Annotated in this window: 24 protein-coding genes; 5 read left to right on the top strand and 19 right to left on the bottom strand. The window is 67.8% G+C overall.

The window, feature by feature from the left end; all coding sequences use genetic code 11:
* The 4 genes from NQ034_RS05655 to argC are packed head-to-tail and all read right to left on the bottom strand — an operon-like array spanning window position 1 to window position 4,472.
* Window positions 1–1,248, bottom strand: coding sequence for an acetylornithine transaminase (locus NQ034_RS05655; protein ID WP_257047549.1), 1,248 nt, complete (start codon window positions 1,246–1,248; stop codon window positions 1–3).
* Between the two features lie 40 nt (window positions 1,249–1,288).
* Window positions 1,289–2,248 (bottom strand): acetylglutamate kinase, encoded by a 960-nt coding sequence (argB, locus tag NQ034_RS05650; RefSeq protein ID WP_257047548.1) that lies wholly within the window; start codon window positions 2,246–2,248, stop codon window positions 1,289–1,291.
* A complete protein-coding gene (gene argJ, locus NQ034_RS05645; protein WP_257047547.1) occupies window positions 2,245–3,402 on the bottom strand; it encodes a bifunctional glutamate N-acetyltransferase/amino-acid acetyltransferase ArgJ in 1,158 nt (385 codons plus the stop codon). The genes argB and argJ overlap by 4 nt, the downstream gene beginning before the upstream one ends.
* Window positions 3,399–4,472, bottom strand: coding sequence for an N-acetyl-gamma-glutamyl-phosphate reductase (argC, locus tag NQ034_RS05640; protein ID WP_257047546.1), 1,074 nt, complete (start codon window positions 4,470–4,472; stop codon window positions 3,399–3,401). The genes argJ and argC overlap by 4 nt, the downstream gene beginning before the upstream one ends.
* 99 nt (window positions 4,473–4,571) lie before the next feature.
* On the opposite strand from argC, the gene NQ034_RS05635 reads away from it, so the two are divergent.
* Entirely contained in the window at window positions 4,572–5,543 is a 972-nt protein-coding gene (locus NQ034_RS05635) for a quinone oxidoreductase family protein (protein ID WP_257047545.1), read from the top strand.
* Between the two features lie 42 nt (window positions 5,544–5,585).
* Here NQ034_RS05635 and NQ034_RS05630 read toward each other — a convergent pair whose 3' ends face one another.
* The 5 genes from NQ034_RS05630 to NQ034_RS05610 all read right to left on the bottom strand — a co-directional run bounded on the left by NQ034_RS05630 (window position 5,586) and on the right by NQ034_RS05610 (window position 13,091).
* Window positions 5,586–7,571, bottom strand: a complete 1,986-nt coding sequence (locus NQ034_RS05630) for an ABC1 kinase family protein (protein ID WP_257047544.1) — start codon at window positions 7,569–7,571, stop codon at window positions 5,586–5,588.
* 79 nt (window positions 7,572–7,650) lie between these two features.
* Complete coding sequence (locus NQ034_RS05625; RefSeq protein WP_257047543.1) at window positions 7,651–8,505, bottom strand: SDR family NAD(P)-dependent oxidoreductase; 855 nt, start codon at window positions 8,503–8,505, stop codon at window positions 7,651–7,653.
* Window positions 8,505–11,048 carry a phenylalanine--tRNA ligase subunit beta gene (gene pheT, locus NQ034_RS05620; RefSeq protein ID WP_257047542.1) on the bottom strand — a complete coding sequence of 848 codons (2,544 nt, stop codon included), beginning with the start codon at window positions 11,046–11,048 and terminating at the stop codon, window positions 8,505–8,507. Before pheT ends, NQ034_RS05625 begins: the two co-directional genes overlap by 1 nt.
* A complete protein-coding gene (pheS, locus tag NQ034_RS05615) occupies window positions 11,048–12,091 on the bottom strand; it encodes a phenylalanine--tRNA ligase subunit alpha (RefSeq protein ID WP_257047540.1) in 1,044 nt (347 codons plus the stop codon). Before pheS ends, pheT begins: the two co-directional genes overlap by 1 nt.
* A gap of 58 nt (window positions 12,092–12,149) precedes the next feature.
* Window positions 12,150–13,091 carry a TrmH family RNA methyltransferase gene (locus NQ034_RS05610; protein WP_257047539.1) on the bottom strand — a complete coding sequence of 314 codons (942 nt, stop codon included), beginning with the start codon at window positions 13,089–13,091 and terminating at the stop codon, window positions 12,150–12,152.
* A gap of 72 nt (window positions 13,092–13,163) precedes the next feature.
* On the opposite strand from NQ034_RS05610, the gene NQ034_RS05605 reads away from it, so the two are divergent.
* Window positions 13,164–14,972: a hypothetical protein gene (locus NQ034_RS05605; protein ID WP_257047537.1), complete on the top strand. Its 1,809-nt coding sequence runs from the start codon at window positions 13,164–13,166 to the stop codon at window positions 14,970–14,972.
* A 78-nt stretch (window positions 14,973–15,050) separates the two neighbouring features.
* Here the strand turns inward: NQ034_RS05605 and rplT are convergent, their stop codons facing one another.
* The 3 genes from rplT to infC form a co-directional block, all read right to left on the bottom strand.
* Window positions 15,051–15,437, bottom strand: coding sequence for a 50S ribosomal protein L20 (gene rplT / locus NQ034_RS05600; protein WP_257047536.1), 387 nt, complete (start codon window positions 15,435–15,437; stop codon window positions 15,051–15,053).
* A 34-nt stretch (window positions 15,438–15,471) separates the two neighbouring features.
* Window positions 15,472–15,669: a 50S ribosomal protein L35 gene (rpmI, locus tag NQ034_RS05595; protein WP_257047535.1), complete on the bottom strand. Its 198-nt coding sequence runs from the start codon at window positions 15,667–15,669 to the stop codon at window positions 15,472–15,474.
* 97 nt (window positions 15,670–15,766) lie between these two features.
* Window positions 15,767–16,381, bottom strand: coding sequence for a translation initiation factor IF-3 (gene infC, locus NQ034_RS05590; protein WP_373456782.1), 615 nt, complete (start codon window positions 16,379–16,381; stop codon window positions 15,767–15,769).
* 475 nt (window positions 16,382–16,856) lie between these two features.
* Between infC and NQ034_RS05585 the strand changes: the two genes are divergently transcribed.
* A complete protein-coding gene (locus NQ034_RS05585; protein ID WP_257047568.1) occupies window positions 16,857–17,183 on the top strand; it encodes a DUF1844 domain-containing protein in 327 nt (108 codons plus the stop codon).
* Between the two features lie 85 nt (window positions 17,184–17,268).
* Complete coding sequence (locus NQ034_RS05580) at window positions 17,269–18,633, top strand: catalase (RefSeq protein WP_257047534.1); 1,365 nt, start codon at window positions 17,269–17,271, stop codon at window positions 18,631–18,633.
* A gap of 39 nt (window positions 18,634–18,672) precedes the next feature.
* Here NQ034_RS05580 and NQ034_RS05575 read toward each other — a convergent pair whose 3' ends face one another.
* The 7 genes from NQ034_RS05575 to NQ034_RS05545 are packed head-to-tail and all read right to left on the bottom strand — an operon-like array spanning window position 18,673 to window position 23,567.
* Entirely contained in the window at window positions 18,673–19,458 is a 786-nt protein-coding gene (locus NQ034_RS05575; protein ID WP_257047533.1) for an SseB family protein, read from the bottom strand.
* Entirely contained in the window at window positions 19,455–20,201 is a 747-nt protein-coding gene (gene priA / locus NQ034_RS05570; protein WP_257047532.1) for a bifunctional 1-(5-phosphoribosyl)-5-((5-phosphoribosylamino)methylideneamino)imidazole-4-carboxamide isomerase/phosphoribosylanthranilate isomerase PriA, read from the bottom strand. Before priA ends, NQ034_RS05575 begins: the two co-directional genes overlap by 4 nt.
* A 46-nt stretch (window positions 20,202–20,247) precedes the next feature.
* On the bottom strand, window positions 20,248–20,856 hold the full coding sequence (hisH, locus tag NQ034_RS05565; protein ID WP_257047531.1) for an imidazole glycerol phosphate synthase subunit HisH: 609 nt from the start codon (window positions 20,854–20,856) through the stop codon (window positions 20,248–20,250).
* On the bottom strand, window positions 20,853–21,464 hold the full coding sequence (locus NQ034_RS05560) for a hypothetical protein (RefSeq protein WP_257047530.1): 612 nt from the start codon (window positions 21,462–21,464) through the stop codon (window positions 20,853–20,855). The genes hisH and NQ034_RS05560 overlap by 4 nt, the downstream gene beginning before the upstream one ends.
* A complete protein-coding gene (gene hisB / locus NQ034_RS05555) occupies window positions 21,461–22,066 on the bottom strand; it encodes an imidazoleglycerol-phosphate dehydratase HisB (protein ID WP_257047529.1) in 606 nt (201 codons plus the stop codon). The genes NQ034_RS05560 and hisB overlap by 4 nt, the downstream gene beginning before the upstream one ends.
* 1 nt (window position 22,067) lies before the next feature.
* A complete protein-coding gene (locus tag NQ034_RS05550) occupies window positions 22,068–23,222 on the bottom strand; it encodes a histidinol-phosphate transaminase (protein WP_257047528.1) in 1,155 nt (384 codons plus the stop codon).
* Between the two features lie 9 nt (window positions 23,223–23,231).
* Window positions 23,232–23,567, bottom strand: a complete 336-nt coding sequence (locus NQ034_RS05545) for a LysM peptidoglycan-binding domain-containing protein (protein WP_257047527.1) — start codon at window positions 23,565–23,567, stop codon at window positions 23,232–23,234.
* 254 nt (window positions 23,568–23,821) lie between these two features.
* Here NQ034_RS05545 and lexA point away from each other — a divergent pair, with 254 nt between their 5' ends.
* Window positions 23,822–24,577: a transcriptional repressor LexA gene (gene lexA / locus NQ034_RS05540; protein ID WP_257047526.1), complete on the top strand. Its 756-nt coding sequence runs from the start codon at window positions 23,822–23,824 to the stop codon at window positions 24,575–24,577.
* Window positions 24,578–24,605: the final 28 nt, after the last annotated feature.

Below are 24,605 nucleotides of genomic sequence, written 5' to 3'. Positions count from 1 at the left end.
TCATGCCTCCGTGGGGGTGGGCGCGGATTTCTGCGCAGCGGCCAGGATACCCGGCAGATCGTCCACGAACGCCATCAGATCGGCGTCGTCGATGATCAGGGGTGGGGCCAGGCGCACCTTGCTGGGGGTGACGGCATTGGTGATGTAGCCGGCGGCCAGGGCGGCGTCGACCACGTCGTGGGAATCCAGGTCCGCGACCTCGAAGGCGCGCAGCAGGCCCGCCCCGCTCACCGCGACCACGCCGTCGACCTTCGCCAGGGCATCGGCGAATTCCTGGCCAACGGCTTCGGCGCGGCCCACCAGGCCGTCGCGTTCGAACACGTCGAAGACGGCATTGCCGGCCGCGGTGACGACCGGGTTGCCCGAATATGTCGAGCCGTGCTGGCCGGGCACCAGCAGGTTCGTCACCTCGGACCCGAAGGTCACGGTGGCCCCAATCGGCAGCCCGCCGCCCAGACCCTTGGCCAGGGTCATGATGTCGGGCACCACCCCCTCGCCGATCAGCGGGTGCTGGTGTGCGAACCAGGCGCCGCACCGGCCCATCCCGGTCTGCACCTCGTCGAGGACGAGCAGGGCGCCGTGGGCCCTGGTCAGTTCGCGTGCCGCCGTGAGATAGCCCTGCGGGTGGTTGCGCACCCCGCCCTCGCCCTGGATCGGTTCGATGAACATCGCCGCAGTCGTATCGTCGATCTCCGCCTCGAGGGCGGCGATGTCACCGAAGGGCACGAAGACGACACCGGGCACGCCGGGGGTGAAGGGCTCGCGATACTTCGGATTGCTCGTCAGCGCCAGGGACCCCATGGTCCGGCCGTGGAAGGAGCCCTCGACGGCGATCACCTTGGTCCGGGTGCCACCGGCGACCCGGCGCGACATCTTCAGCGCCGTCTCATTGGCCTCCGAACCGGAGTTGGCGAAGTAGACTGCCGAACCCTCGGGCGCCTTCGCGTGTTCGAGGATCCGCGTGGCCAGGTGGATCTGCGGCTCCGAGGCGAAGTAGTTCGAGATCTGCGCCAACGTGGCCACCTGATGGGATACGGCGGCGACGTAGTCCGGATGTGCGTGGCCCAGGGCGTTGACCGCGATGCCGGCCAACAGATCGATGTACTCCTTCCCGTCGGAGTCCCACACATGGGCCCCGCGACCGTGGTCGAGCAGGAGCTGGGGCCGTCCGATGGCGGGCAGGATGGAGTGTTCGTGGGCGGTCCGCCAGCCGGTGGCGGTGGTCTGGGGCTGGGTCTGATCAGCCATGATTCCTTCTAACATTCGTGAGTGGTGGGGAGAAACGGGGTCAGCCGACGGAGCGCGGCACGAAGTCCGGGTACTGCACCAGGGTTCCGATGCCCTCGTCGGTGAAGACCTCAAGCAGCAGCGAGTGCGCGGTGCGCCCGTCGATGATGTGAGCCTGGCCCACACCGTTGTCCACCGCGTCCAGCGCGGCGGTCATCTTGGGGATCATGCCGGAGTCGAGGCGGGGCAGCAGTTCCCGCAGCTCCTCCGGTGCGATGCGCGAGATGAGCGAGTCGCGATCGGGCCAGTCGCGGTACAGGCCGGGGACGTCGGTGAGCATGATGAGCTTGTCGGCGCCCACATACTTGGCGATCTGGGCCGCGGCCAGGTCGGCGTTGATGTTCAGCGGTTTACCCGCTGGCCCGCCGAGTTCCACCGCGATCGAGCACACCACCGGTACGCGCCCGGCGTCCAGCAGCTCGTTGAGCAGCTCGACGTTGACCCGGCGGATCTCCCCCACCCGGCCCAGGGCGACCTGTTGGCCGTCGACCGTCACGGAACTGGGCGTGGCCAGCAGCAGGTCGCCGTCCTCGCCGGACAGGCCCACCGCCGCATCGCCGTTCATATTGATGCGCGCGACGATATCGCGGTTGACCTGGCCCGAGAGCACCATGCGCACGACCTCGGCGGCCTCCTCGGAGGTGTAGCGCTGGCCGGCGATGAATTCGCTTTCGATGCCCAGGCGCTCCAGCATCGTGTTGATCTGCGGGCCGCCGCCGTGGACGACGATGGGCCGCAGCCCGGCGAAGCGGAAGAAGGCGATGTCATCGGCGAAGGCCTGCTGCAGTTCCGGGGAGACCATTGCATTGCCGCCGTACTTGATGACGATCGTGGCGCCCTTGAAGGTCTTGATCCAGGGCAGGGCCTCGGTCAGGACCTCCGCCTTGGACTGGGCCACGGCCAGGCGCTGGGCGGGGCTCAGGTGCTGGTGTGCGCGGCTACCGCGCGGCGTGTCGTTCATGATGAGTAGGCGCTGTTCTCTTCGACGTAGTCATGGGTCAGGTCCGAGGTCCACACCGTGGCAGCGGCCCCGCCTGCGTGCAAGTCGATGTCGACGGTCACCTCGCGGCCGAAGACGACTGTAGCCGGGTCGGCGTGCGGGGTGGATCCCTGGCAGACCATGATGCCGTTGATCGTCACGTCGATGGCATCGGGTTCGAAGGTGGCGTCCGTGGTGCCGACCTGGGCGACCACGCGGCCCCAGTTGGGGTCCTCGCCGAAGATCGCGGCCTTGAACAGGTTCGAGCGCGCGACCGCGCGGGATACGGTGACCGCTTCGGCCTCGCTGGCCGCCCCCCTGGTGGTGATCGCCACATCATGGTGGGCGCCCTCCGCGTCCACATGCAGCTGGCGGGCCAGGTCGACGCAGGCCTGGCGCAGCAGCTCCGCGAATTCCTCGGGATCGGGCTTGGCGCCCAGCCCGGAGCTCATCAGGATCACGGTGTCGTTGGTCGACATGCACCCGTCGGTGTCGAGCCTGTCGAAGCTGGCGTCCGTGGCACTGCGCAGCGCCGCATCGAGTTCCTCCGAGTCCAGATCCGCGTCCGTGGTCAGGACGACGAGCATGGTGGCCAGGGCCGGCGCCAGCATTCCCGCTCCCTTGGCGATCCCGCCGATCCGGAAGCCGGTGCCTTCGTAGCCGATGGTCTTGGGCACGGTATCGGTGGTCATGATCGCCTCGGCGGCGTCCTGTCCGGCCTGCGAGGTTTCCGCCAGGTCCGCGACCAGGCCGGGCAGCGCGCCCAGGATCTTATCGCGGAAGTCCTGCCCGCCCACACCGATCAGCCCCGTCGAGCACACCAGCACATCGCCTGCCGCGACGTCCAACAGCCCGGCGGCGGTTTCCGCTGTGGCGTGGGTGGTCTCGAAGCCGAAGGGCCCGGTGAAGCAGTTGGCGCCGCCGGAGTTGAGGACGACCGCACGGGCCCTGCCGTCGGCTGCGGCCTGGCGGCTCCACAGCACGGGGTTGGCCTGGCAGCGGTTGGAGGTGAAGACCGCGGCGACGGCATCGGAGGGGCCGGTGTTGGCGATGACGGTCAGGTCTGGTTTGCCACTGGGTTTGAGGCCCGCGGTAGCGCCTGCGGCGCTGAAGCCCTGCGGATAGGTGACGCTCACGGTGCAACTCCTTGAACTGGGATTGAGAGGTCTTCGGGCAGCCCGAGGCTCAGCTGGGCCGATTGCAGTGCCTGGCCGGCGGTGCCGCGGACCAGGTTGTCGATGGCTGCGCACACCAGGACGGTGCCGGCGCGCTCATCGATGGCGAACTGCAGATGCGCGGTGTTCGAGCCGACCGCCGCCGAGATGTGCGGCCACTGGCCGTGAGGCAGCAGCCGGATGAAGGGCTCATCGTCGTAGGCGGCGTGGAAGGCCTCGGCGATCGTCGCGGGGTCGGTCCCGGGGGTCAGCGGCGCCTGGCAGGTGGCCAGAATTCCGCGGGCCGCCGGAATCAGCGTGGGGGTGAAGGAGATCCGCACGTCGGTTTCGTCCGGAGTCTGGCCCAGCACCGCGGCCAGGTTCTGCTCGATCTCCGGGACGTGCCGGTGGGTCCCGGCTGTGCCGTACGGGCTGGCGTCGCCCAGGATCTCCGCTGCCAGCAGGTGCGGTTTGAGCGACTTGCCGGCGCCGGAGACGCCATTGGCCAGCACCGCGTGCAGCCGGGTGTGGTCGATCAGCCCGGCTGCGACCAGGGGCTGGAGGGCCAGGGTGATCGCCGTGACATTGCACCCGGGTACTGCGATCCGCTTGGCACCGGGCAGGAGCGCGCGCTGCTTGCGGCCGCCGGGCAGCATGAGTTCGGGCAGGCCATAGGTCCAGGTTCCCTGGTGTTCGGATTTGTAGAACTTCTCCCAGGCCGCTGCGCTGACCAGGCGGTGGTCCGCCGCCAGGTCGAGGATGAGGGTGGCGGGCGAGGCGGCTTCGAGTTCCGCCGCGATCTTGCCGGACTCCCCGTGCGGCAGGGCCAGGACGACGATGTCGTGGCCCGCCAGGACCTCGGCCGTGGACGGCTCGATGACCAGGTCCGCATATCGGACCAAATGGGGCTGATACTCCCCCAAAGTGTGACCGACGGACGAATTGCCGGTGAGCGTTGTAACGTGAAGGGATGGATGGCCGTCGAGCAGCCGGAGCATTTCCCCGCCTGCGTACCCGGTGGCCCCGGAGACTGCAACACTGAAATCGGACATGTGCATAACGATACATGATGTTTAAACTTTATGCACTAGCGTGACGGTTCACCGTCCCGCGGCCCGAATCGATCCGCAAACCGACTCGAAGGAGCACCCATGTTCGCAATCCAGGCGATGCGCCAGGGCGGGCCCGAAGTACTCGCCTACAACGAACTGCCCGATCCCGTGCCAGGCCCCGGCCAGGTCCTCGTCGACGTCCGCGCCGCAGGCGTGAACTTCATCGACACCTACCGCCGCGGCGGCATGTACCCCATGCCCTTCCCCCACATCGTCGGCTCCGAGGGCGCGGGCACGGTGGCCGCCCTGGGTGAGGGCGTGAGCACCGTGGCCGTGGGCGATGCGGTGGCCTGGCACGACGCCCCCGGCTCCTATGCCACCCGCGTCGTGGTCGCCGAGAAGTCCCTGCTGCCGGTACCGGACGGAGTCGACTTCCCGACCGCCGCGGCGATCCCCCTGCAGGGTCTGACCGCCCAGTATCTGGCCACCGGCTCCCACCGGATCGAACCGGGCCAGACCGCGCTGATCCATGCCGCCGCCGGCGGTGTCGGCCTGCTGCTGACCCAGTTCGTCAAGCACCTGGGAGGCCGGGTGATCGGCACGGTCTCCACCCGGCAGAAGGGGGACCTGGCGCGGGCAGCCGGCGCCGATGAGGTGTTCCTCTACGGCCCGGATGTCGACATCACCGCGACCGTTATGGACCTGACCAACGGCGCCGGGGTCGACGTCGCCTACGACGGGGTCGGCAAGGACACCTTCGACGCCTCTTTGGCCAGCCTCAGGCCGCGCGGTTCCATGGTGCTCTTCGGAGCCGCCTCGGGCGCCGTGCCGCCATTCGACATCCAACGCTTGAACTCCGGTGGTGGCATCTTCCTGTCACGGCCCTCACTGCAGTGGTTCGCCCGGACCCCGGAGGAGTTGCAGGAGCGCAGTGATATGGTCTTCGCCGGGCTGAACGAGGGCTGGCTGGACTTCCGGGTGGGAGCGACCTTCCCCCTGGCCGAGGCCGCTGACGCCCACCGTGCTCTGGAGGGCCGGAAGACCACCGGTAAGGTCGTGCTCCTGCCCTGAGTGGGGCCGGCTGAGCGCCGCGGCCGATGATCCGCGCGCCGCTCAGCCGCTTCGGCGGGTCATCGCCGGGGCGACGACGCGTTCGGCCAGGATCGCTCCGGTCAACAGCAGCCAGGAGCCGAAGTACGTGAAGATCTTGAGCTCACTGGACAGGGTCGGCCCGATATCGGCGGCCATCAGCATGATCCCGCCGATGATGAGCGCCGTCGCGATCACCGTCTGCACCAGGGAGTCGCCCAGCAACCGCATCATCCTGCCCAGAGTGGACTGGTCCATCCCCGTGGGGCCCACGTTGAGCTCCCCGTCCTCCAGATGGGCCACCGCACGCGAGACCCGCCCCGGCAGTTCGAGCAGCTGTGTGCCCGTGGTCAGCGCATAGAGCTTCGCCCGGTCGACCATATCGGCCGGCCGCCTGGCCTGGGCCAGGAGGGAGTCACCGCGTGCCTGCACCATATCCAGTAGGTCGAGATCCGGATCGAGCACCTTCAGCGAACCCTCCAACGTGCTGATCGCGCGGAAGGCCGAGCCGATCGGCGTTGGCATCGTGAAACCGTGGACGACGAAGAAGTTGGCCAGTTGGGTGAACAACTCGGAATAGTTCCCGCGCCCGGCGGTGGCGAAGCGCAGCATGACATCGCCGATATCGCGTTGCAGCATCCGGGCGTTCGCGCCGGCGGGATTGCCCAGCATATCGAGCACGGCCGAGGTCGCCGCCCGTGAGTCCTGGGTCTGCAGAGCAACCAACAGGATCATGATGTCCTGCCGGTCCCCGGCCTCCAGCCGGCCCACCGCGCCGAAGTCGATCAGCCCCATGGTGCCGCCGGGCTGGATCAGGATATTGCCGCCGTGCAGATCGGCGTGGAAGGTCCCATCGACCAGCATCTGTCTGGCGATGAGTTCGAACAGGTCCTCTGCCAGACCCCGGCGCAGCCGCCTTGGCATCGTGGCCAGTTCCGTGTGGGCCTTCGACAGCGGGGTGCCCGCCACCTGGTCCATCACGATGACGGTGGGCCCCGAGAGCTCCGGGTAGATGCGCGGGATAACGATATCTTCCTGGCCCGAGGCCGCGGTGACCTCGCGCATCGCGATCGTCTGTGCGGCCTCCTCCCGGTAGTCCAGTTCGGTCCGAAGGGACTTCACGAAGGACTCCGCCAGTTTGTACACGCCCACTTGGCGCGCCCAGACCGCCCGTGCCTCCAGGCTCTCGGCCAGGGTCAGGATGATATCGGAGTCCGCCTGGACCTGCCCGCGGATCCGGGGGCGCTGCACCTTGACCACCACCGGGGTGCCGTCGTGGAGCACTGCGGTGTGCACCTGGGCCACCGAGGCCGCCGCCAGTGGTCTGCGGTCGAAGGAGGCGAAGACCTCGTCGACGGGCTTGCCCCAGGATTTGAGCAGTTCGGGCTCCAGCTCCGAAAACGGCACGGGCGGGACCTCGGCCTGGAGCTTGGAGAACTCGCGGACGAATTCCGGTGGCACGGCGTCGGCGCGGGTGGCGGCGAACTGACCGAGTTTGACGAAGGTGACCCCACAGGCGGCCAGGGCCCGTGCGAGCGTGGCAGCCAACGAGTCCAGATCCACGTGGATCCGCCGTGGCAGGCGCGGACGGACATAACTGGACAGCCCGTGGACCACCAGGATCCGTTGGATCTCCAACAGGCGCCTGGTCCGCCGGTAACGGCCGGGCACCCGGGTGGCGCCCCGGGCGACCGACCCCAGGGTGCCCCCGGGCCACACGATCTCGAGTCCCAACAGCACGGCCACCTGAATGGCCACCAGCCAGCCGAACAACAGCAGGTAGACCATCGCGCCGGCCAGGCCCCACTGGTTGTCCAGCACATCGAGCACATCGGTCACATGCAGTAGCCGGTACGCCTCCTGGGTGATGGGCCACAGTGCCATGCCGAAGACCAGGGACAGGACGGCATTGCGGACCAGTCCTGTGCCCACCCGGGACAGCCGGCGGACCAGCACCCCCAGGATCGCCGCATTGAGCAGGCCCAGGGCGATCGTCCACACAACGGTCATGGGGCACTTCCTTTCACACCGGCACGGATCGTGCACCGTCCGGTGCCTAGCATACGGTCAGGGGATTCCGAGTCAGGATCTACATGTCCACGCGCAGCAGTCGCCGCCCGGCCTGCGGTGACGCGGCCGCCAGCGATTCAGGGGTGTCAAGGCCCGCGCGGACATAGCGACCCGACCATGCGTCGAGGTCTCCGGAGGCAAAGGCCAGCGCCAGGTCCGCCACCGCCTGTGGGTCCGTCCACTCGCTGCGTCCGTCGTGGACCGACATCGCAGAGGTCATCTCCGTGCGCACCACGCCCGGTGCCATTTCGAAGATCCGCAGGCCCTGCTCGTGCCCGTAGTGTTCGACCGAATCGGCCAGGCGGAACAGGGCGGCCTTGGAGGCCGAATACGCAGCGTATTCGACGGTGCCCTGGGCACCGGAACCGGAATTGAGATCGATGATGCGCGCCGGGGCCCCGGTAGTGGCCGCGGTGGCCAGCAGCACCGGCGCCAGGGCGTTGACCAGCAGGAGGGGGCCCGCGACGTTCGCTGCGACGACGGCCAGCAGGTCGGCCGGGTCGTCTTCCCAGACGGGGCCCGCGTTCGGCTCAATGCGCCCTGCGTTGTTCACCAGCACGCGCAGCCGGGTACCGGTGCGCGCGGCGATCTCCTCCAGGGATTCTCGCAGCGCCGTCACGGATCCGGGATCGGCGACGTCGAGGCCACAGCCGAAGACCCGCTGTGGTGCCCCGGCCGCGGCCGCGAGTTCGGCCGCCGTGGCCTGCGCCCGGGTGGCATCTGTGGCGGTGAGCACCACTGTGTAGCCGGCGCGGGCGAAGGCCTCGGCCAGATGGCGGCCGATTCCCCTGGCCCCACCGGTGATGAGCACCAGGTCCACACTGTGTTCCGTCCCGGCCGTACCCTGGCGGCCGACTGCCTGCTGCGCGCTCATCAGCCGCGGACCTCGGCCCCGTGACGCTGCGCGGCCACCGCGGTCGCGGCCTCGCGCAGGGCGGAGGCCTCGTCAGCGGTCAGCGTCCGATCGTGGGCGCGGAAGGTCAGCCGGAAGGCCACGGACTTCTTGCCCTGGGCGATCTGGTCGCCGGTGTAGACGTCGAACAGTTCAAGGGATTCGAGCTCGTCCCCGGCCCCGGCGCGCAGAGCCGCTGCCAACTGGCCCACGGTCACCGTATCGTCGACCAGCAGGGCGACGTCCTGCCTGGACACCGGGTAGCTCGACAGGGCCCCGTGCCAATCGCGGGCAGTGGGCTGCGCCAGCAGCGCGTCCAGGTCGATTTCGAAGGCAACGGTGCGCGCGGGCAATCCCAGGTTCTCGCACACCTTGGGGTGCAGTTCGCCCGCATGGCCCAGCACGGCGCCGGTGGCCCCGGTGAAGCGGGCGCAGCGGCCGGGGTGGTAGGGGGCGTACTCCGCGGCCGCGACCTCCGGACGCACGCCGATAAGGGCCGCAATCCGGTGGACCAGTTCGATGACGTCCTGGGCTCCGGCCTGCCGGCCCTTGCCCCAGACGCCGGGCAGTTCAGCGTGTCCGGAGATGATGCCCGCGAAGTGGTACGGCTGGGCCGGGACCGAGGCGAAGATCGCCTCGAGTTCGGCATCGTCGGGGTGATAGCCCGGCTGGAAGTTCAGTCCCTGGGCCAGGGCGGTGGTCTGTGGCGTGGTGACCAGTCCGGCCTCGAACAGGGCGACGTCCTTGAAACCGCGGCCCAGGTTGCGGGCCAGCGCATCGGGCAGGGTCGCCAGCAGGTGCGTGCGCATGAGCGGATTGTCCTCGGCCAGCGGATTGGCTAGGCGGATGTTGACCCGGCGGGGGTCGGCGGCGTCGATGAGTTCGGCATCGCTGCGCTTGTCCGAGGTGAACGGATAGGTCAGGACCTCCGTCAGCCCGGCGGCCGCCAGCAGGTTCGAGACCGCACGACGGGTCCGCTGGGCCCGCGTCAGCCCGGCGCCGCCGGGTGCCTGCGGCAGGATCGAGGGGACCTGGTCGTAGCCGTTGACCCGAACGACCTCCTCGACCAGGTCCTCCGAGGCGCTCAGATCGGGGCGCCAGCCCGGCACCGTGACGCGCAGCAGCGCGCCCGGCTGTGCGGCCTCGGCCACCCCGTCGACGCGGCAGCCCACGGATTCGAGCGCGGATACCACCTGGGCCGGCGTGTAGGCCACGCCCACGCGCTTGGCCGCGGCGTCCACCGCGAAGTCCAGCACCGCTTCGCTCGGGGCGGAGCCGGCCACGGTGACATCATGGCTCAGCGTCCCGCCACCGAGTTCGACCAGCAACAGCGCACAGCGCAGTGCGGCAGTCGGCCCCAGGAACGGGTCGACTCCGCGTTCGAACCTGCGCGCGGCCTCACTGGGCAGCTTGTGGCGTCGCGCGGTCCGGGCGATCGACACCGCATCGAAGTGCGCGGCCTCGATCAGGATGTCGGTGGTCTGCTCGGTGACCTGGAGTGCGGCACCGCCCATCACACCGGCCAGGCCGATGATGCGGGTATCCCCCGCGGCACCGCCCTCATCGGTGATGAGCAGGTCCTCGGGGTCCAGCTTCCGCTTGACGTCGTCGAGCGTGGTCAGCTTCTCACCCTTGCGGGCGCGGCGCACGACCAGTTTGTCGCCCAGTTTCGCGGTGTCGTAGGCGTGCAGGGGCTGGCCGAGTTCGAGCATGACGTAGTTCGTCACGTCGACGGTCAGGGAGATGGGGCGCATGCCCTCGTCGAGCAGCCGCTTGACCATCCAGTAGGGGGTCCGCGCGGAGGCGTCGATCCCGGTGACCCGCAGAGCGGTCAGGCGGTCGCAGCCGGGCACCCCGTGGATCGGGGCCTCGTCGGCCAATTCGACGGGGAAGCCGGTGCCGGCGGCGGCCAACAAGTCGGAGGTGTCCAGGGCGGCGGGGTCGGCGAACTCCTGGTTCTTCAGCAGGGCGAATTCCCTGGCCACCCCGCGCAGCGACAGCTGGTAGCCGCGGTCGGGGGTGATGTTGACGTCGAGCACCGTGTTGTCCAGCCCCAGCAGCGCTTTGGCATCATCGCCGGGGGTCCCGTCCAGGCCCCAGTCGGCCAGTCGGATGATGCCGTCGTGGTCCTCGCCCAGGCCCAGCTCACGGGCCGAGCAGATCATCCCGTCGGAGACGTGGCCGTAGGTCTTGCGGGCGGCGATCGCGAAGTCACCGGGCAGCACGGCACCCGGCAGGCAGGCCACGACCAGGTCGCCCGGGCCGAAGTTGTGCGCCCCGCAGACGATCCCGCGCGGTTCGTCCTCGCCCACATCGACGGAGCACCAGTTGACGGTCTTGCCGTTCGAGTGCTTCTCGGGTTCTGCGGTGAGCACGCGGGCGACGACCAGGGGACCTGTGACGGTGGGGCCGAAGAAGTCCTCTTCCTCCAGGCCGATCCCGGCCAGCTCCGCCGCCAGTTCCCTGGCATCGGTGACGCCGGAAAGGTCGACGAGTTCGGAGAGCCATTCCAGGGAGACGCGCATCAGGCGACACCTCCGAAGGTGTGCGAGAAGCGGATATCGCCCTCGACCATATCGTGCATATCGTTGATACCTTCTCTGAGCATGAGGGTGCGTTCGATGCCCATGCCGAACGCGAAGCCCTGGTAGACGTCGGGGTCGATCCCGGCGGCGCGCAACACGTTCGGGTGGACCATGCCGCAGCCACCCCATTCGATCCAGCCGGGTCCGCCGACCTTATTGGGGAACCAGAAGTCCATTTCCGCGCTGGGCTCGGTGAATGGGAAGAAGCTGGGCCGCAGGCGCGTGGTGGATTCGGGGCCGAACATCGCGCGGGCGAATTCGTCGAGCGTACCCTTCAGATGGGCCATGGTCAGGCCCTTGTCGATCGCGATGCCCTCGACCTGGTGGAACACCGGGGTGTGGGTCGCATCGAGTTCATCGGTCCGGAAGGTCTTGCCGGGGCACACGACGTACAGCGGCACACCGCGGTTGAGCAGGGAACGCGACTGGACCGGGGAGGTATGGGTGCGCAGCACCAGACCCGCCGAGGCCGGATCGACGAAGAAGGTGTCCTGCATCTGCCGGGCCGGATGATCCGGTCCGAAGTTCAGCGAGTCGAAGTTGACCCATTCGTTCTCGACCTCGGGTCCCTCGGCCACTTCCCAGCCGTGGCCCACGAAGTGATCGGCGATCTGCTCCTGCAGCTGCTGGAGCGGATGGCGCGAGCCCGCGGGAGTCCGGTTGGTGGGCGCGGTGACGTCGATCGCCTCGCTGACCAGCACACGGGCGTCGCGTTCATCCTCGAGCTGCTGCTGGCGGGCGGCCAGGGCCTTCGAGACGCGCCCGCGGCTCGAGCCCACCAGCTTGCCCGCGGCGGCCTTGAGCGACTTGTCCAGCTTGCCGATGGACCGGTTCGCCAGCGCCAACGGCGCCTTATCGCCCATATGATCGATCTTGGCCTGTTTCAGGTCGTCCAGGGACTCGGCTTGGGCGAATGCGGCGAGCGCGGCTTCCACCGCGGCGGTGACGCCCGCCTCGTCGAGCGGATCAAGATGCTCGGACATCGGCCTTCTTTCTCACGATTTCGTTCAATGTGCAGTCAGGGGTCATTCTACCGGTGGCCTAGAGGCGGACGTTCTTGGCCGATTCGTAGATGCAGATACTGGCCGCCGAGGCCAGGTTGAGGCTTTCGGCCCGCCCGTAGATCGGGATGGCCACGGCGGCGTCGCACTGTGCCCGGTCGGCCTCGGGCAGACCCCAGGCCTCGTTGCCGAAGACCCAGACAGTGGGCCGGGTCAAGTCCAGCCCGGTGTCCCAGGGCACGTGCAGATCGTGGGCGGGCTGATGGGCGTCGGCGGCCAGCACCTGCATGCCGCGGGCACGGGCCAGTTCGGTGACCTCCGGCAGTCCGACCCCGGTGACGACCGGGGTGTGGAACAGAGAGCCGGCGGTCGAGCGGACCGTCTTCGGGTTGTACACGTCGACGCTGGCCGAGGTGAAGACGATGCCATCGGCACCCGCTGCGTCCGCGACGCGCAGCACGGTGCCGGCGTTGCCGGGGTCCCGCACCTGGCTGAGCACGATGACCAGTTTGGATTGTTTGGTCACCACGTCGGTCAGCGGGACGTCCAAGCGCTCGGCCACGCCGACCAGGCCCTGGCTGTGCTCCGTATCGGAGACCTCTGTCAGGGCCTCCTTCGTCGCCTGGTGGATGCGCACGTCCGCCTGCTTGGCAAGCCCCAGGATGTCCGTGTGGCGTTCCGCGGCCTCCGCGGTGATCCACAGATCCACCACCGAGCCGCGCGGCGCGCCCTTGGGGAAGATCGGCTCGCCGGTCTCTTTGTCCCGTCCGGTGGGAATCGTGACGGCCGCCGGTGCGAGTTCGAGCTGGTGGCGCAGCGCCTCGCGAATGGTCTGCGGTCCCTCCATCAGGAAGCGGCGGGCCTTATTGCGCCAGCTGCGCTTGTGCAGCTTCGCGGCCTCCTTCAGGTGCTTGGACTGCGGGGAGGTGATGACCGGTCCGCGCAGGCCGGGATACAGGGCGACGGGTTCGTCAGAAGTCATGGTCCAAGCCTAGCGGCCCCGACGGGGACGACGGCGATGCTATGAGATTCGGTGATTTGATATACAGGTGATGTGAGCGACACAGACCAGCCCAGACCGACCGCGCCCTTCATGCCCTCGGCCCCACCCCCACCCGTTCCTCCCCTGCCACCACAGGACCCGCCGACAGGCGCACCCGGTTCGGGGAACACCGGTGGTAGCCGGCGGAGCGCGCTGCGGCCGGCCCTGCTGGGAGCCGGTGCCGGTGTGCTCGTGCTCGTCCTGGCTCTCGGCGGGTTCGTGCTGTTCCGACATCTGGGCGCCGCGGACTTCAACCGGCCGCCGGTGGCGTCCGGCCGCGTCGATACGACGGGTCTGGAGGACTATGCACTGGTGCCAGCCCCCTCGGGTCTGGTCCCGCCGGAGAAGGACTCCGGCTATCTGTTCCTGGCTGGGGAGGATTCCGATGCCGTGGCGAAGCTGACACCCGATTCGCCCAGCCCCGACTGGATCGCGCCCATTCCCCGCAAACAGGGCACCAAGCGTTCGGATTGCAAACTCGCCGAGGACCACCTCGACTGTGGCAGTGTGACGATCGACCTGCGCACCGGCGACTCCACCGCCACGGGCGGGGACGACACCGGATCCACGGGTGCCGGCACAGAGGACATCACCGTCGACGACACCACGATCACGCGCGAGGGCGATACGATCGTCGGCCGCGATCCGCAGGGCACCGAGGTCTGGCGAGTAACCGTCAAGGATGCCAAGTCGTTCAGCGTCTCCGGAAGCAAGCTCTACGTCAAGGTCGCCGATATGATGTTCGTCTACGATTTCGCCAAGCGCGGCGGTGACACCGAGCAGACCGTCACGGACGAACAGCGCACGGCCGACCGGCCCCAGCGACTGGACAAGAAGGCCTTCGCCCAGGGGAAACTGCAGATCCCCAGCGTGTGCAAGGAGTTCGTCGACTACAAGGAGGACCTCGATCCGGAGCAGGCCGCACGCCGGGCAGCAGACCAACCCTTCACCGAGGTCACCATGTCCGGCGGTCGATTCCATCCGGCCGGGGCGCCGGTCGACTATCAGGCCGCCGAAGTGACCAAGGTCGTGCCGATGACAGTGGCGGGTGGGCCCGCCGCCGCGGTGGTCTTCACCTGTAACCCCGGCGGGAACTACACCTATGATTCGCTGGCCGTCTACGACGCCGAGCGCAAACCGCTGGGCAGCGTCGAGTTCGCAGGAGCCGATGCCCCGGCTCTGCTGGGCTGGGCGCCCAAACTGTATTTGGAGACCGTCAAGGCCACTGGGGACTACCTCCAGCTCGGTGTGCCGGTGGGAGTCTACGGAGACGGCTCGTGCACCGGCTGCGAGAAGTCGGGGACCGCCCGCTACAGTTACCGACTCGGTGCCGATGGTCTGCACATGGTCGACGGGGTGTTGGGAATCAAGGGCAAGCAGGTGCGCAAACCGGCGGTCCAGGATGTGCAGCGCTTCCTCGATGCGGTGCGCACCGGCGACGACGACTATGCCACGAAGCATGCGACGAAGGAGCAGATGGACACGCTCTCCTCCGTGCTGGGGGACGGCCAGGAGAAGGGCGCGCCGACCGTCCGCTCGGTGCAATTCGGTCCCGGCGTCAAAGCCGACAGCTGCGAGGTCGTCAATCCCGTGGACGACTCGGAATACGGTACCGGCACCTACTACTTCGCCAATGGCAAGACCCTGTTGGGCCTCGGCGCGCAGGACATCCGGCCGGGCGATACCGTCTGCGGCATCGTCACCGATGAGATCAAGACGTTCACGTCGGACGACTCCGAGTCCTATCCGATCTACCTGCTGCTGCGCGGCAATGCCAAGGGCGATGTGCAGGCCTACTACTTCGGACGACAGTTCAGCTGAGGGCAGCGGGCAACACAAAGGGCCGGTAGGGGATCTCCCCCTACCGGCCCTATGAAAAACCGTTGGCGCTGAGCGGACTCAGGCTGCGTTCTTCGGTGCGTTCACATCTGCGGGCAGCGCGGCCTTTGCCACGGCGACCAGCTTCGCGAAGGTGGCGGCGTCGTTGACGGCCAGTTCGGCCAGCATACGACGGTCGACCTCGACCTGCGCGGCCTTCAGGCCCTGAATGAAGCGGTTGTAGGTCATGCCGTTGGCGCGGGCTCCGGCATTGATACGCTGGATCCACAGGCGACGGAAGTCACCCTTACGGGCGCGACGGTCACGGTAGCTGTAGACCAGCGAATGGATGACCTGTTCCTTGGCCTTGCGGTACAGGCGCGAACGCTGTCCGCGGTAGCCGCTGGCGCGGTCGAGAATGACCCGACGCTTCTTCTTGGCGTTGACCGCCCTTTTCACACGTGCCACGTGTACTCCTTAAGAAAAAAGTTTTCGGAAAGACTCAGCGCTTGCCCAAGAGCTTGAGGCCCTTTTTGGCATCGCCCTTCGCCAGGACCTGGTCCTGCGACAGGCGGCGCTTGCGACGCGAGGACTTGTGCTCGGCCAGGTGGCGGTTGTTGACGCGTTCGCGCATGACCTTGCCACTGCCGGTGAGGCGCAGGCGCTTCTTGGCGCCGCTGTGGGTCTTCTGCTTCGGCATGTTGCCGTTCTCCTTTACATCGACACCGTCGGGTGAACGACGGGGCTGGTCCCCGACGCAATGGTGCCCGGCAGGGCACCACCGCGTGGTTTGACGATTATTCCGCCTTGGACTTGCGTGCCTCGGCGTCTGCCTGGGCCTTCGCCTGGGCCTCGCGCTCACGACGCGATTTGACCTCGGCCGTCGAACCCTTGGCTCCGGCGGTGGCCTGACGGGACTCCGCCCTGGCATCCGCCTTGGACTTCAGTGGTGCAATCACCATGACCATGTTGCGGCCGTCGACACGCGGGGACGACTCCACGGTTCCCAGATCCGATACGTCCTCGGCCAGGCGGTTGAGCAGTTTGATGCCCATCTCCGGCCGCGACTGCTCGCGTCCACGGAACATGATCATGACCTTGACCTTGTCGCCACCGGACAGGAACCGGGAGACATGGCCCTTCTTGGTCTCATAGTCGTGGGCATCGATCTTGAGTCGGAACCGGATTTCCTTCAGGGCCATATTGGCCTGATTCTTCCGGGCCTCGCGCGCCTTCTGGGCCGACTCGTACTTGAACTTGCCGTAATCCATGAGCTTGGCCACCGGGGGCTTCGCCTGTGGGGCAACCTCTACGAGGTCCAGATCGGCTTCGCGAGCGAGGTCGAGCGCCTTACGAATGGCGACGATACCGACCTGTTCACCGTTGGGTCCGACAAGGCGGACCTCGGGCACCCGGATCCGATCATTAATGCGCGGCTCGCTGATGTGCTCGCTCCTAACATTCCAAGAAAAAGATCACTCGGGCCAAAAGGAAAGGCTCCCTTTCGACCAATGCGAAGGGAGCCCGGAATCTTATGATTGCAACCCGAGGGCTGCAACGCATTACCACATCAGTGGTGAAAATTCGTACCCGACCGCTTGAACGGTCAAGGTGGGAGCGGGCTCCGCTTTGCACTAACGACCATAGTACCCGTATCCGTCGGCATTTGCACATCGACTCCGTCACACACATGAATCTCACTCGACGTCGTCTTCCCCTCCCCTGCATTTCAACACCGGAGGGCGGCCACGGGGCCGAGGACCTGCGCAGTGGTCCGTGTGGGAAGCTTGGACCATGAATGAACAGACGAATTTCTCCTTCGAGACCCAGGATGCCGAGTCCGGCGCCGCCGCAGCCAACGCCGAGGAACAGGCCGCCGGCACCGCGATGCGCGACATCGCCGAGGTCGCGGCCGTCGAGGTCATCACCTCGGCAGCCGTCCACCTGATGAGCGCAGCGGCGGTCAAGGTGGGGCTGGCCGAGGACGCAGACGGAGTCAAGGGCGCGGAGTTGATGGACCTCGACGAGGCCCGCAAGCTCATCACCGCTCTGGCCGGCTTGATCACCGCAGGCGCGCCCGAGGTCAGCGATTCCCACGCCCGCCCGCTGCGCGATGGACTGCGCACTCTGCAGTTGGCCTTCCGCGAGGCCTCGGCCATCCCCGATGCCCCTGGCAAGGGACCGGGCGAGAAGTTCACCGGCCCCGTTATGTGAGCCGCGAACCGAACCCGGGCCCGAGCCCGGTTTAGGTCGCCCAACCTTCCTTGCACCCGCACGCGCCCCCGTTATCCTGGGACGCGTGCGTGATCTTTTTGCATCGGACGTCCCCAGTGCCTCGGTTCTCAGCGGACCGGCCGGACCGATCCTCCTCCAGGACCACTATCTGATCGAGCGACTCTCCCGGCCGACCCCGCGGCGGCGGTCGGTCAACGCCAAGGGCGGCGGAGCACTCGGCACGTTCACCGTCACCGGCGATGTCTCCGCGCTGACCCGTGCCCAGGTCTTCGCCCCCGGCGCCCGGACCCAGGTGCTGGCCCGCTTCTCCTCGACCTTCGGCGAACCGGGATCCCCGGATACCTGGCGCGATCTGCGCGGCTTCGCCGTGAAGTTCTACGGTCCCGACGGCAACCTGGACATCGTCGGCAACAACTCCCCCGTGTACTACGTGCGCGATACGACGGCAGTCGGGGCGCTCATGCGCGCTGGCCTGCGCGATCCGGAAACCGGGCTGTACTCCCACGACGCCCAGTGGGACTTCTGGTCGGCCACTCCACAGACGGCCCACCAGGTCGCCTATCTGATGGGCGACCGCGGGATCCCGCGGTCCTGGCGCGAACAGAACGGCTACGGCACGCACACCTTCCAATGGGTCGCCGCCGACGGCCGCAAATCCTGGGTCAAGTACCACTTCGAATCCGCGCAAAAGGCCGACTTCCTCTCCGCCCACGGCCATGAGGGCTTCGGACAGGCCGACGCGCAGGCGATGGCCGGCATCGACGCCGACTTCCACCGGCGCGATCTGGCACAGGCGATCAACGCGGGGAACTATCCCTGCTGGACCCTGTCGGTTCAGGTGATGGACGAACAGCGGGCGACCGAAGTCGACTTCGACCCCTTCGATCCGACCCGCGTGTGGCCCCACTCCGAGTTCCCCCTGCACGAGGTGGGCCGCCTCGAACTCGACCGCAACCCGCGCGACTTCTTCACACAGGTTGAACAGGCGGCCTTCACCCCGGCCAATCAGGTGGCCGGAACCGGGCTGAGCCCCGATCCGATCCTGCTGGCCAGGGTCCGTGCCTATGGGCTCTCGCACCGGCAGCGCATCGGCGCCGACTTCGCGGCTCTACCGGTCAATCGGACCCTGCCCGGCGTCGTGCCGGGTACCGCGGAGCCGCTGGCGGCCGAGGACCTGCTCGTCGGTGCCCAGTCCGCGGGGAGCCCGGCAGCGGGTCGAGCCGCCGCCGACTTCGCGCAGGCCCACACACTGGTGCGCACCGTAATGGACGATGAGCAGCGCGACCGGCTTGTCGGCAATGTGTCCGGGCACCTGCTCTGCGGCGTCAGCGAGCCGGTGCTGAGCCGGTCATTCGACTATCTGCGGCGCATCGACGCCGAGACCGGGGACCGCGTCGAAGCAGTGGTCCGTGCGGCCGGGCACCGGTGAACCGGACCGGGTCCCGATAGGACCGGCCCCGGCCGGCCGTTAAGCGGACTCGAGACTCAGAGTCAGGGAATCAGCGGCCTCGGCGATCTGCGGGGAGCCGGCCAGAGCCGTCTGCAGGGAGCCCAGCTCCGCCTGACTCGGCTGCCGTAGCGCCCGCACGTGCAGTGATACCTCGGGACCGCTCACAACGAGCCCGGCCGACCCCGGACCTACGCCCAGGGAGTCGATCCAGTCCAGGCCGGGAGTCTCACGCGCGATTCGCCCCAATTCCGCCACCGTGTTCGGATCGGCCCAGGCGGGCTGCCACTGCTCCTGTTTCAAGAACGCCCACAGGGCGGGCCTGCGCAGCAGGAAGGAACGCGGTGAGCCGGGGTCGAGCACGACCAGTTCCGCACCCTCCTCGACGGCCGCCGCGCACAGGCGCTCGGCCTCGATCGGTACGGGCCTGGCCTGCGGGTGCCAGGCGGTGAGGCTCGGGATGTCGGTGAAGCACGGAACGCAGCGCCTGCCGTCCTCCGAGGCCAGGAGCACCATCGCCATTTCGGATTTATTGTCGTGGACGTAGCCGTGTTCGTCGGTCGTATGTTCCACCGCGGTCGGCAGCACGGGGGCGTAGAGCCGGGTATCGCGCAGCGCTGCGAGGACGGATACGTGCAGCCGTGGATCGAAGGGATCCCGGGTCACGGCGCACAGAGCGTCGACGAGAACGGCGTCCGCCTCCCCCGTATCGCCGGAGAAGGGGTTGGGGTGCAAGTCCCGGCCGGCCCACGGGGTGCCGGCGGAATCCGCGGTGTTACCGTCGACGCCCGCGGCTTTGTCCGTCATGCCGGGCGCCCCGCCACGTCGAGGGCCTGGGCCAGGGTGAACTTGCCGGCGTACAGTGCCTTGCCGACGATCGCGGAGTCGACGCCCAGTCCGACCAGTGCGCGCAGCGCACGCAGATCGTCCAGGCTGGAGATCCCGCCCGAGGCGACGACCGGCTTATCGGTGCGCTCCGCGATCTGACGCAGCAGATCGACATTGGGTCCGCGCAGGGTGCCGTCCTTGGTCACATCCGTGACCACATAGCGCGCACAGCCCGCTTCCTCCAGCCCGTCGAGCACCTCCCACAGGTCTCCCCCGTCTTCGGTCCAACCGCGGGCGGCCAGGGTGGTCCCCCGGACGTCCAGGCCGATCGCCACCGTATCGCCATAGGTCTTGATGACCTCGGCGGTCCAGGCGGGGTTCTCCAGCGCCGCTGTACCGATGTTGACGCGCTCGGCGCCGGTGTCCAGGGCACGTTCCAGACTCTCCGTATCGCGGATCCCGCCGGAGATCTCCACTTTCAGGGAGACCGACTTCGTCACCCGCTTGAGCAGTTCGTAGTTCGACCCGCGCCCGAAGGCGGCATCGAGGTCGACCAGGTGGATCCATTCCGCGCCGGCCTCTTCGAAGCCGTGTGCGGCATCGATTGGGGACCCGTACTCGGTCTCGCTGCCGGCCGCCCCCTGGACCAGGCGGACGGCCTTGCCGCCGGCCACGTCGACAGCGGGCAACAGAACGAGGCGGGGATCGGTGGTTGCGGTCATGTTCTCTTCGCTTTCGAAAGGCGCCGGCATGCGAGGCCGACGGGGATTAGAAACTTATCAGCCAGTTGCGCAGCAGCCGGGCCCCGGCGTCCGCGGACTTCTCCGGATGGAATTGGGTCGCCCAGGTGGGCCCGTCCTCAACGGCGGCGACGAAGCTCTCGCCATGGGTGGCCATGGAGGCGCAGGTGCCGGGCGGGGGAACATGGGCGGCGTAGGAGTGCACGAAGTAGAAATACTCTTCGGCAAGGCCCGCGAACATCCGGGAGCCGGCCCCGGGAGTCACCCGGGTCCAACCCATATGGGGGATGACGGGGGCCGTGAGCTTTTGGACCGCACCCGGCCACAGGCCGATCCCGGCGGTCTCGACGCCGTGCTCGGTGCCGTGGGAGAACATCACCTGTTCCCCCACGCAGATTCCCAGCGTGGGCCGTCCCTGCGCATGACGGGTACGGATGATCTCCACCCCGTCCACGGCCCTCAGCCCGGCCATCACCGCACTGAAGGCCCCGACTCCGGGGACCAGGAGGCCGTCTGCCTGCGCCGCGCGGGTCCGATCGGCGGTGAGTTCGACCACCGCACCCGCGTGTTCGAGCGCACGGACCGCCGAGCGGACATTGCCCGCTCCGTAGTCGAGGACGACGACATCTGCGCTCATGCGCCGGCCCTCTTCGCCCCGCCGCCGAGCAACCGCCAGACCCGGTACAGGGAGAATCCCAGGACGAGGGCAGCCACCGCCACGGCGGCCCACACCAGGGCACGGCCCGAAAGCGCAACCAGGGCGCCGACGACGACGGCGATCACAGCCAGTAGGGCGACGACGAACCAGAGCAGAGCGGTACGCGCCAGCGATGCCCTGGCCGGGGTCATGGTGGCGGCCGAGGCCTGCATCTTGGTCATCGTCGAGGTGTCGATATGGCCCTCGACCTCGGTGGGCGCTGTCTGTTCGAGCAGCAGGGCCTCGACGATTCCCGGCAGGTTCGTCAGGGCCAAGCCGGCCGGCACATCGGACTCGCGCTTGCCATTGCGATAGTGGCCGGCATCGATCTGTTCCTCGCTGCGCACCAGCATGAGCACCTCGTGCTCACCGGCCAGGCGCGAGATCGTCGTGGCGATCTCGTCGGCCCCGGCGGCCGTGACGTCGTCGCGGGACAGAGCGGTGAATTCTCCGACGGGCACGACGTCACCGTGGATGTTCGACAGGACCAGGGCCGCAGCCAGCTGGTCCGCGCGTCCGAAGGGGGTGACGATCAGGGTACGGCTCACAGGGCTCCTTTGGTACTGGGAATCGCGCTGCCCATCCGCGGATCGGGTTCGACCGCCTGGCGCAGAGCGCGGGCGAAGGCCTTGAATTGGGCTTCGACGATATGGTGCGGATCGCGGCCGTCCAACAGGGTCAGGTGGACCGTCATACCGGCTGCGAAGGTCAGCGATTCGAGGGCATGGCGCGTCATCGACCCGGTGAAGTGCCCGCCGATCAGGTGGTACTGCTGCCCCTCCGGCTCACCCGTGTGAACGAAGTAGGGCCTGCCGCTGATATCGACTACGGCGCGCGCCAGCGCTTCGTCCAGCGGTACGTGGGCGTCGCCGTAGCGGCGGATCCCCGCCTTATCCCCCAGCGCCTGGCCGAGTGCCCGGCCGATCACGATCGCGGTGTCCTCGACCGTGTGATGGACATCGATCTGGGTGTCACCGGTCGCGCGCACGCGCAGATCGCACAGTGAGTGTTTGGCCAGTGCATTGAGCATGTGGTCGTAGAACGGCACGCTTGTGTCGATGTCGCCCTGGCCGGTGCCGTCGAGGTCGATCTCGACTTCGACAGTGGATTCGGAGGTGGCCCGCGTGGCGCGGGCGGTGCGGTGGGTCATATCAGTCCTGGGTCTCAGAGGGTGCAGTCAGCAGTTCCGGGTGCGCTGAGACCACGGCCGTCACCGCGGCGATGAAGGCATCCGTTTCCGCTTCGGTCCCCGCGTTGACCCGCAAATGGCCGGGGATGCCGTTGTCACGCACCAGCACTCCACGATCCAACAGGTACTGCCAGAGTCCGTGCGGGTCCGCAATCGATCCGAACAGCAGGAAGTTCGAATCGGAGTCCGCAACGCTGAACCCCAGCCCCAAGAGGGCATCGCGCATCCGGTCGCGACTGGTCTTGAGGGCCTCGACATTGGCCAGCAGGGAATCCGCATGATCCAGCGCGGCTCCGGCTGCGGCCAGGGTCAGCGCGGACAGGTGATAGGGCAGACGGACCAGCTTCAGAGCGTCGATGAGCGCCGGCTGGGCCACGGCATAGCCCAACCGCACACCGGCGAAGGCGAAGGCCTTGCTCATGGTGCGCGAAACGACCAGGCGCGGATACTCGTCCAGCAGGGTCAGCGCGGAGACGAATCCGGGACGTGCGAATTCCGCATAGGCCTCGTCCACGATCACGATGCCGGGCGCCGCGCGCACAATGCGCTCCACCGATTCGATCGGCGTCGAGCCACCCGTGGGGTTGTTCGGAGTGCACACGAAGACGACGTCGGGCCGCTCCCCTTCGATCGCGGCCAGGGCCGCATCGACGTCGATGTGGAAATCCGCGGCGCGCGGTACAGAGAGGAAGGAAGCACCCGTGCCCGTCGTGATGAGCGGGTGCATGGAATAACTCGGGGTGAAGCCCATCGCGGTGCGCCCCGGACCTCCGAACGCCTGCAGGATGTGCGAGAGGACCTCGTTCGATCCGTTGGCCGCCCAGATCCAATCCGGCGTCAGCACGGGATTGCGGTCGGCCGCACCCTGGGTGAGCAGGACCCGATTCAGATATCCGACGAGCTTGCCCCGCAACGCGGTGAAGTCCCGGTCGGGGTAGCGGTTGAGATCGGGCAGGACTTTCGCGATCGCGTCGGACATCGCGGAGACGACGTCTGGCGGCACGCTGTAGGAGTTCTCGTTGACATTGAGTGCGACGGGCACGTCGAGCTGCGGCGCTCCATACGGGGTCTGTCCCCGCAGGTCGTCGCGCAGCGGCAAATCCTGGAGATCGGTCACACGGAAAGTCTAACGCGCAGGCACCTGCAGGCTCTGCCCGGCCCGGATCGCGGAGTCGCGCAGACCATTGAGCCGTTTGATGTCCTCGACCACTATGTCCGTGCGCTGTCCGCCGGAGTGCGTGCGCGCGATCGACCACAGTGACTGGCCTTCCTCGACAGTCACCGTGGTCGTCGCGGGCGGTTCCGGCGCCTGGGCCGAGGCACCCGGTTGCGCCAGGAGGAACACCGGAACCGTGACCACGGAAATGGCCACCAGGACCACCAGCAGACGGACCCGGGTAAGAGCACTCCGATGCGGCGCCGGACGGGTTGTCCGGAATGCCTGTGACACAGCGATACTCATCGTTCCTCCTTTGGTTCGGGTCGCGCGGTGGGAAGTCCCGCGGCTCCTATTCGAACCTGTGTTCTATTGAAGCGCTTAATCGTATATATGTCCAGTCTTTTTTGGAACATTTTTGGAACATATGTGTGAAAATAGAATCGAACGGGGTCCGCAACCGTTGGCGCCTGCTGCAGCACAGCCTTCCAGCAGGCACTGACACGGCTCCTCTGAAGGAAAGTTTTCGCAGGTGAGGGCGATGAGGGACGGGGAATGACATGACAGCTGCACAGCGCCGGCCGCGCGGGCGGCCACGCAACGATAGCGTCGAGGACGAACTGCGCGAATTCCGCGACCGGGCCGGACACGGGGAGACCGGGAGCCAGTCGGCGGCCGCCGACGACCGGCGGCTGACCGCCAGGCAGCGGGTCGTCCTCGAGACCATCGAACAGGCCATCGTCGCCAACGGCTATCCGCCGAGCATGCGGGAGATCGGCGAGGCCTGCGGGCTGGCCTCGCTCTCCAGCGTCGCCCACCAGCTGACCCAGCTCGAACGGCTGGGCTATATCCGCCGCGATCCCAGGCGGCCCAGGGCCCTGGAGGTCGTCAATCCGGCCGAACAGAAGCTGGCCGCGGAAATCCACTCCACCGCGGAGCTCAACACCTCCTTGGTGCCGCTGGTCGGCCGGATCGCAGCCGGTGGCCCGATTACGGCCGAGCAGAACGTCGACGACGTCTTCGCCCTGCCCCGGCAGGTCGTGGGCTCCGGTGAGCTCTTCCTGCTCCAGGTGATCGGCGACTCCATGATCGACGCGGCGATCTGCAATGGGGACTATGTCGTCGTCAGGCGCCAGTCGAATGCCGAGAACGGCCAGATCATCGCGGCACTGCTCGACGATGAGGCCACGGTCAAGACCCTCAAGCGCACCGGCGGCAAGCAGTGGCTGATGCCGCACAACCCGGCGTATGAACCCATCGACGGGGACCACGCCACCATCATGGGCATCGTCACCGCCGTCATCCGCAGCATCTGAGGCGTTCGGCTGCGGGGCGCAGTGCCCG

Origin of the sequence: Brevibacterium moorei, assembly GCF_024580735.1 — a bacterium.
In the GTDB taxonomy this organism is placed as follows: domain Bacteria; phylum Actinomycetota; class Actinomycetes; order Actinomycetales; family Brevibacteriaceae; genus Brevibacterium; species Brevibacterium moorei.
The sequence above is the reverse complement of the archived record's forward strand: the minus strand, read 5'-3'. Positions and strand labels throughout refer to the sequence as shown.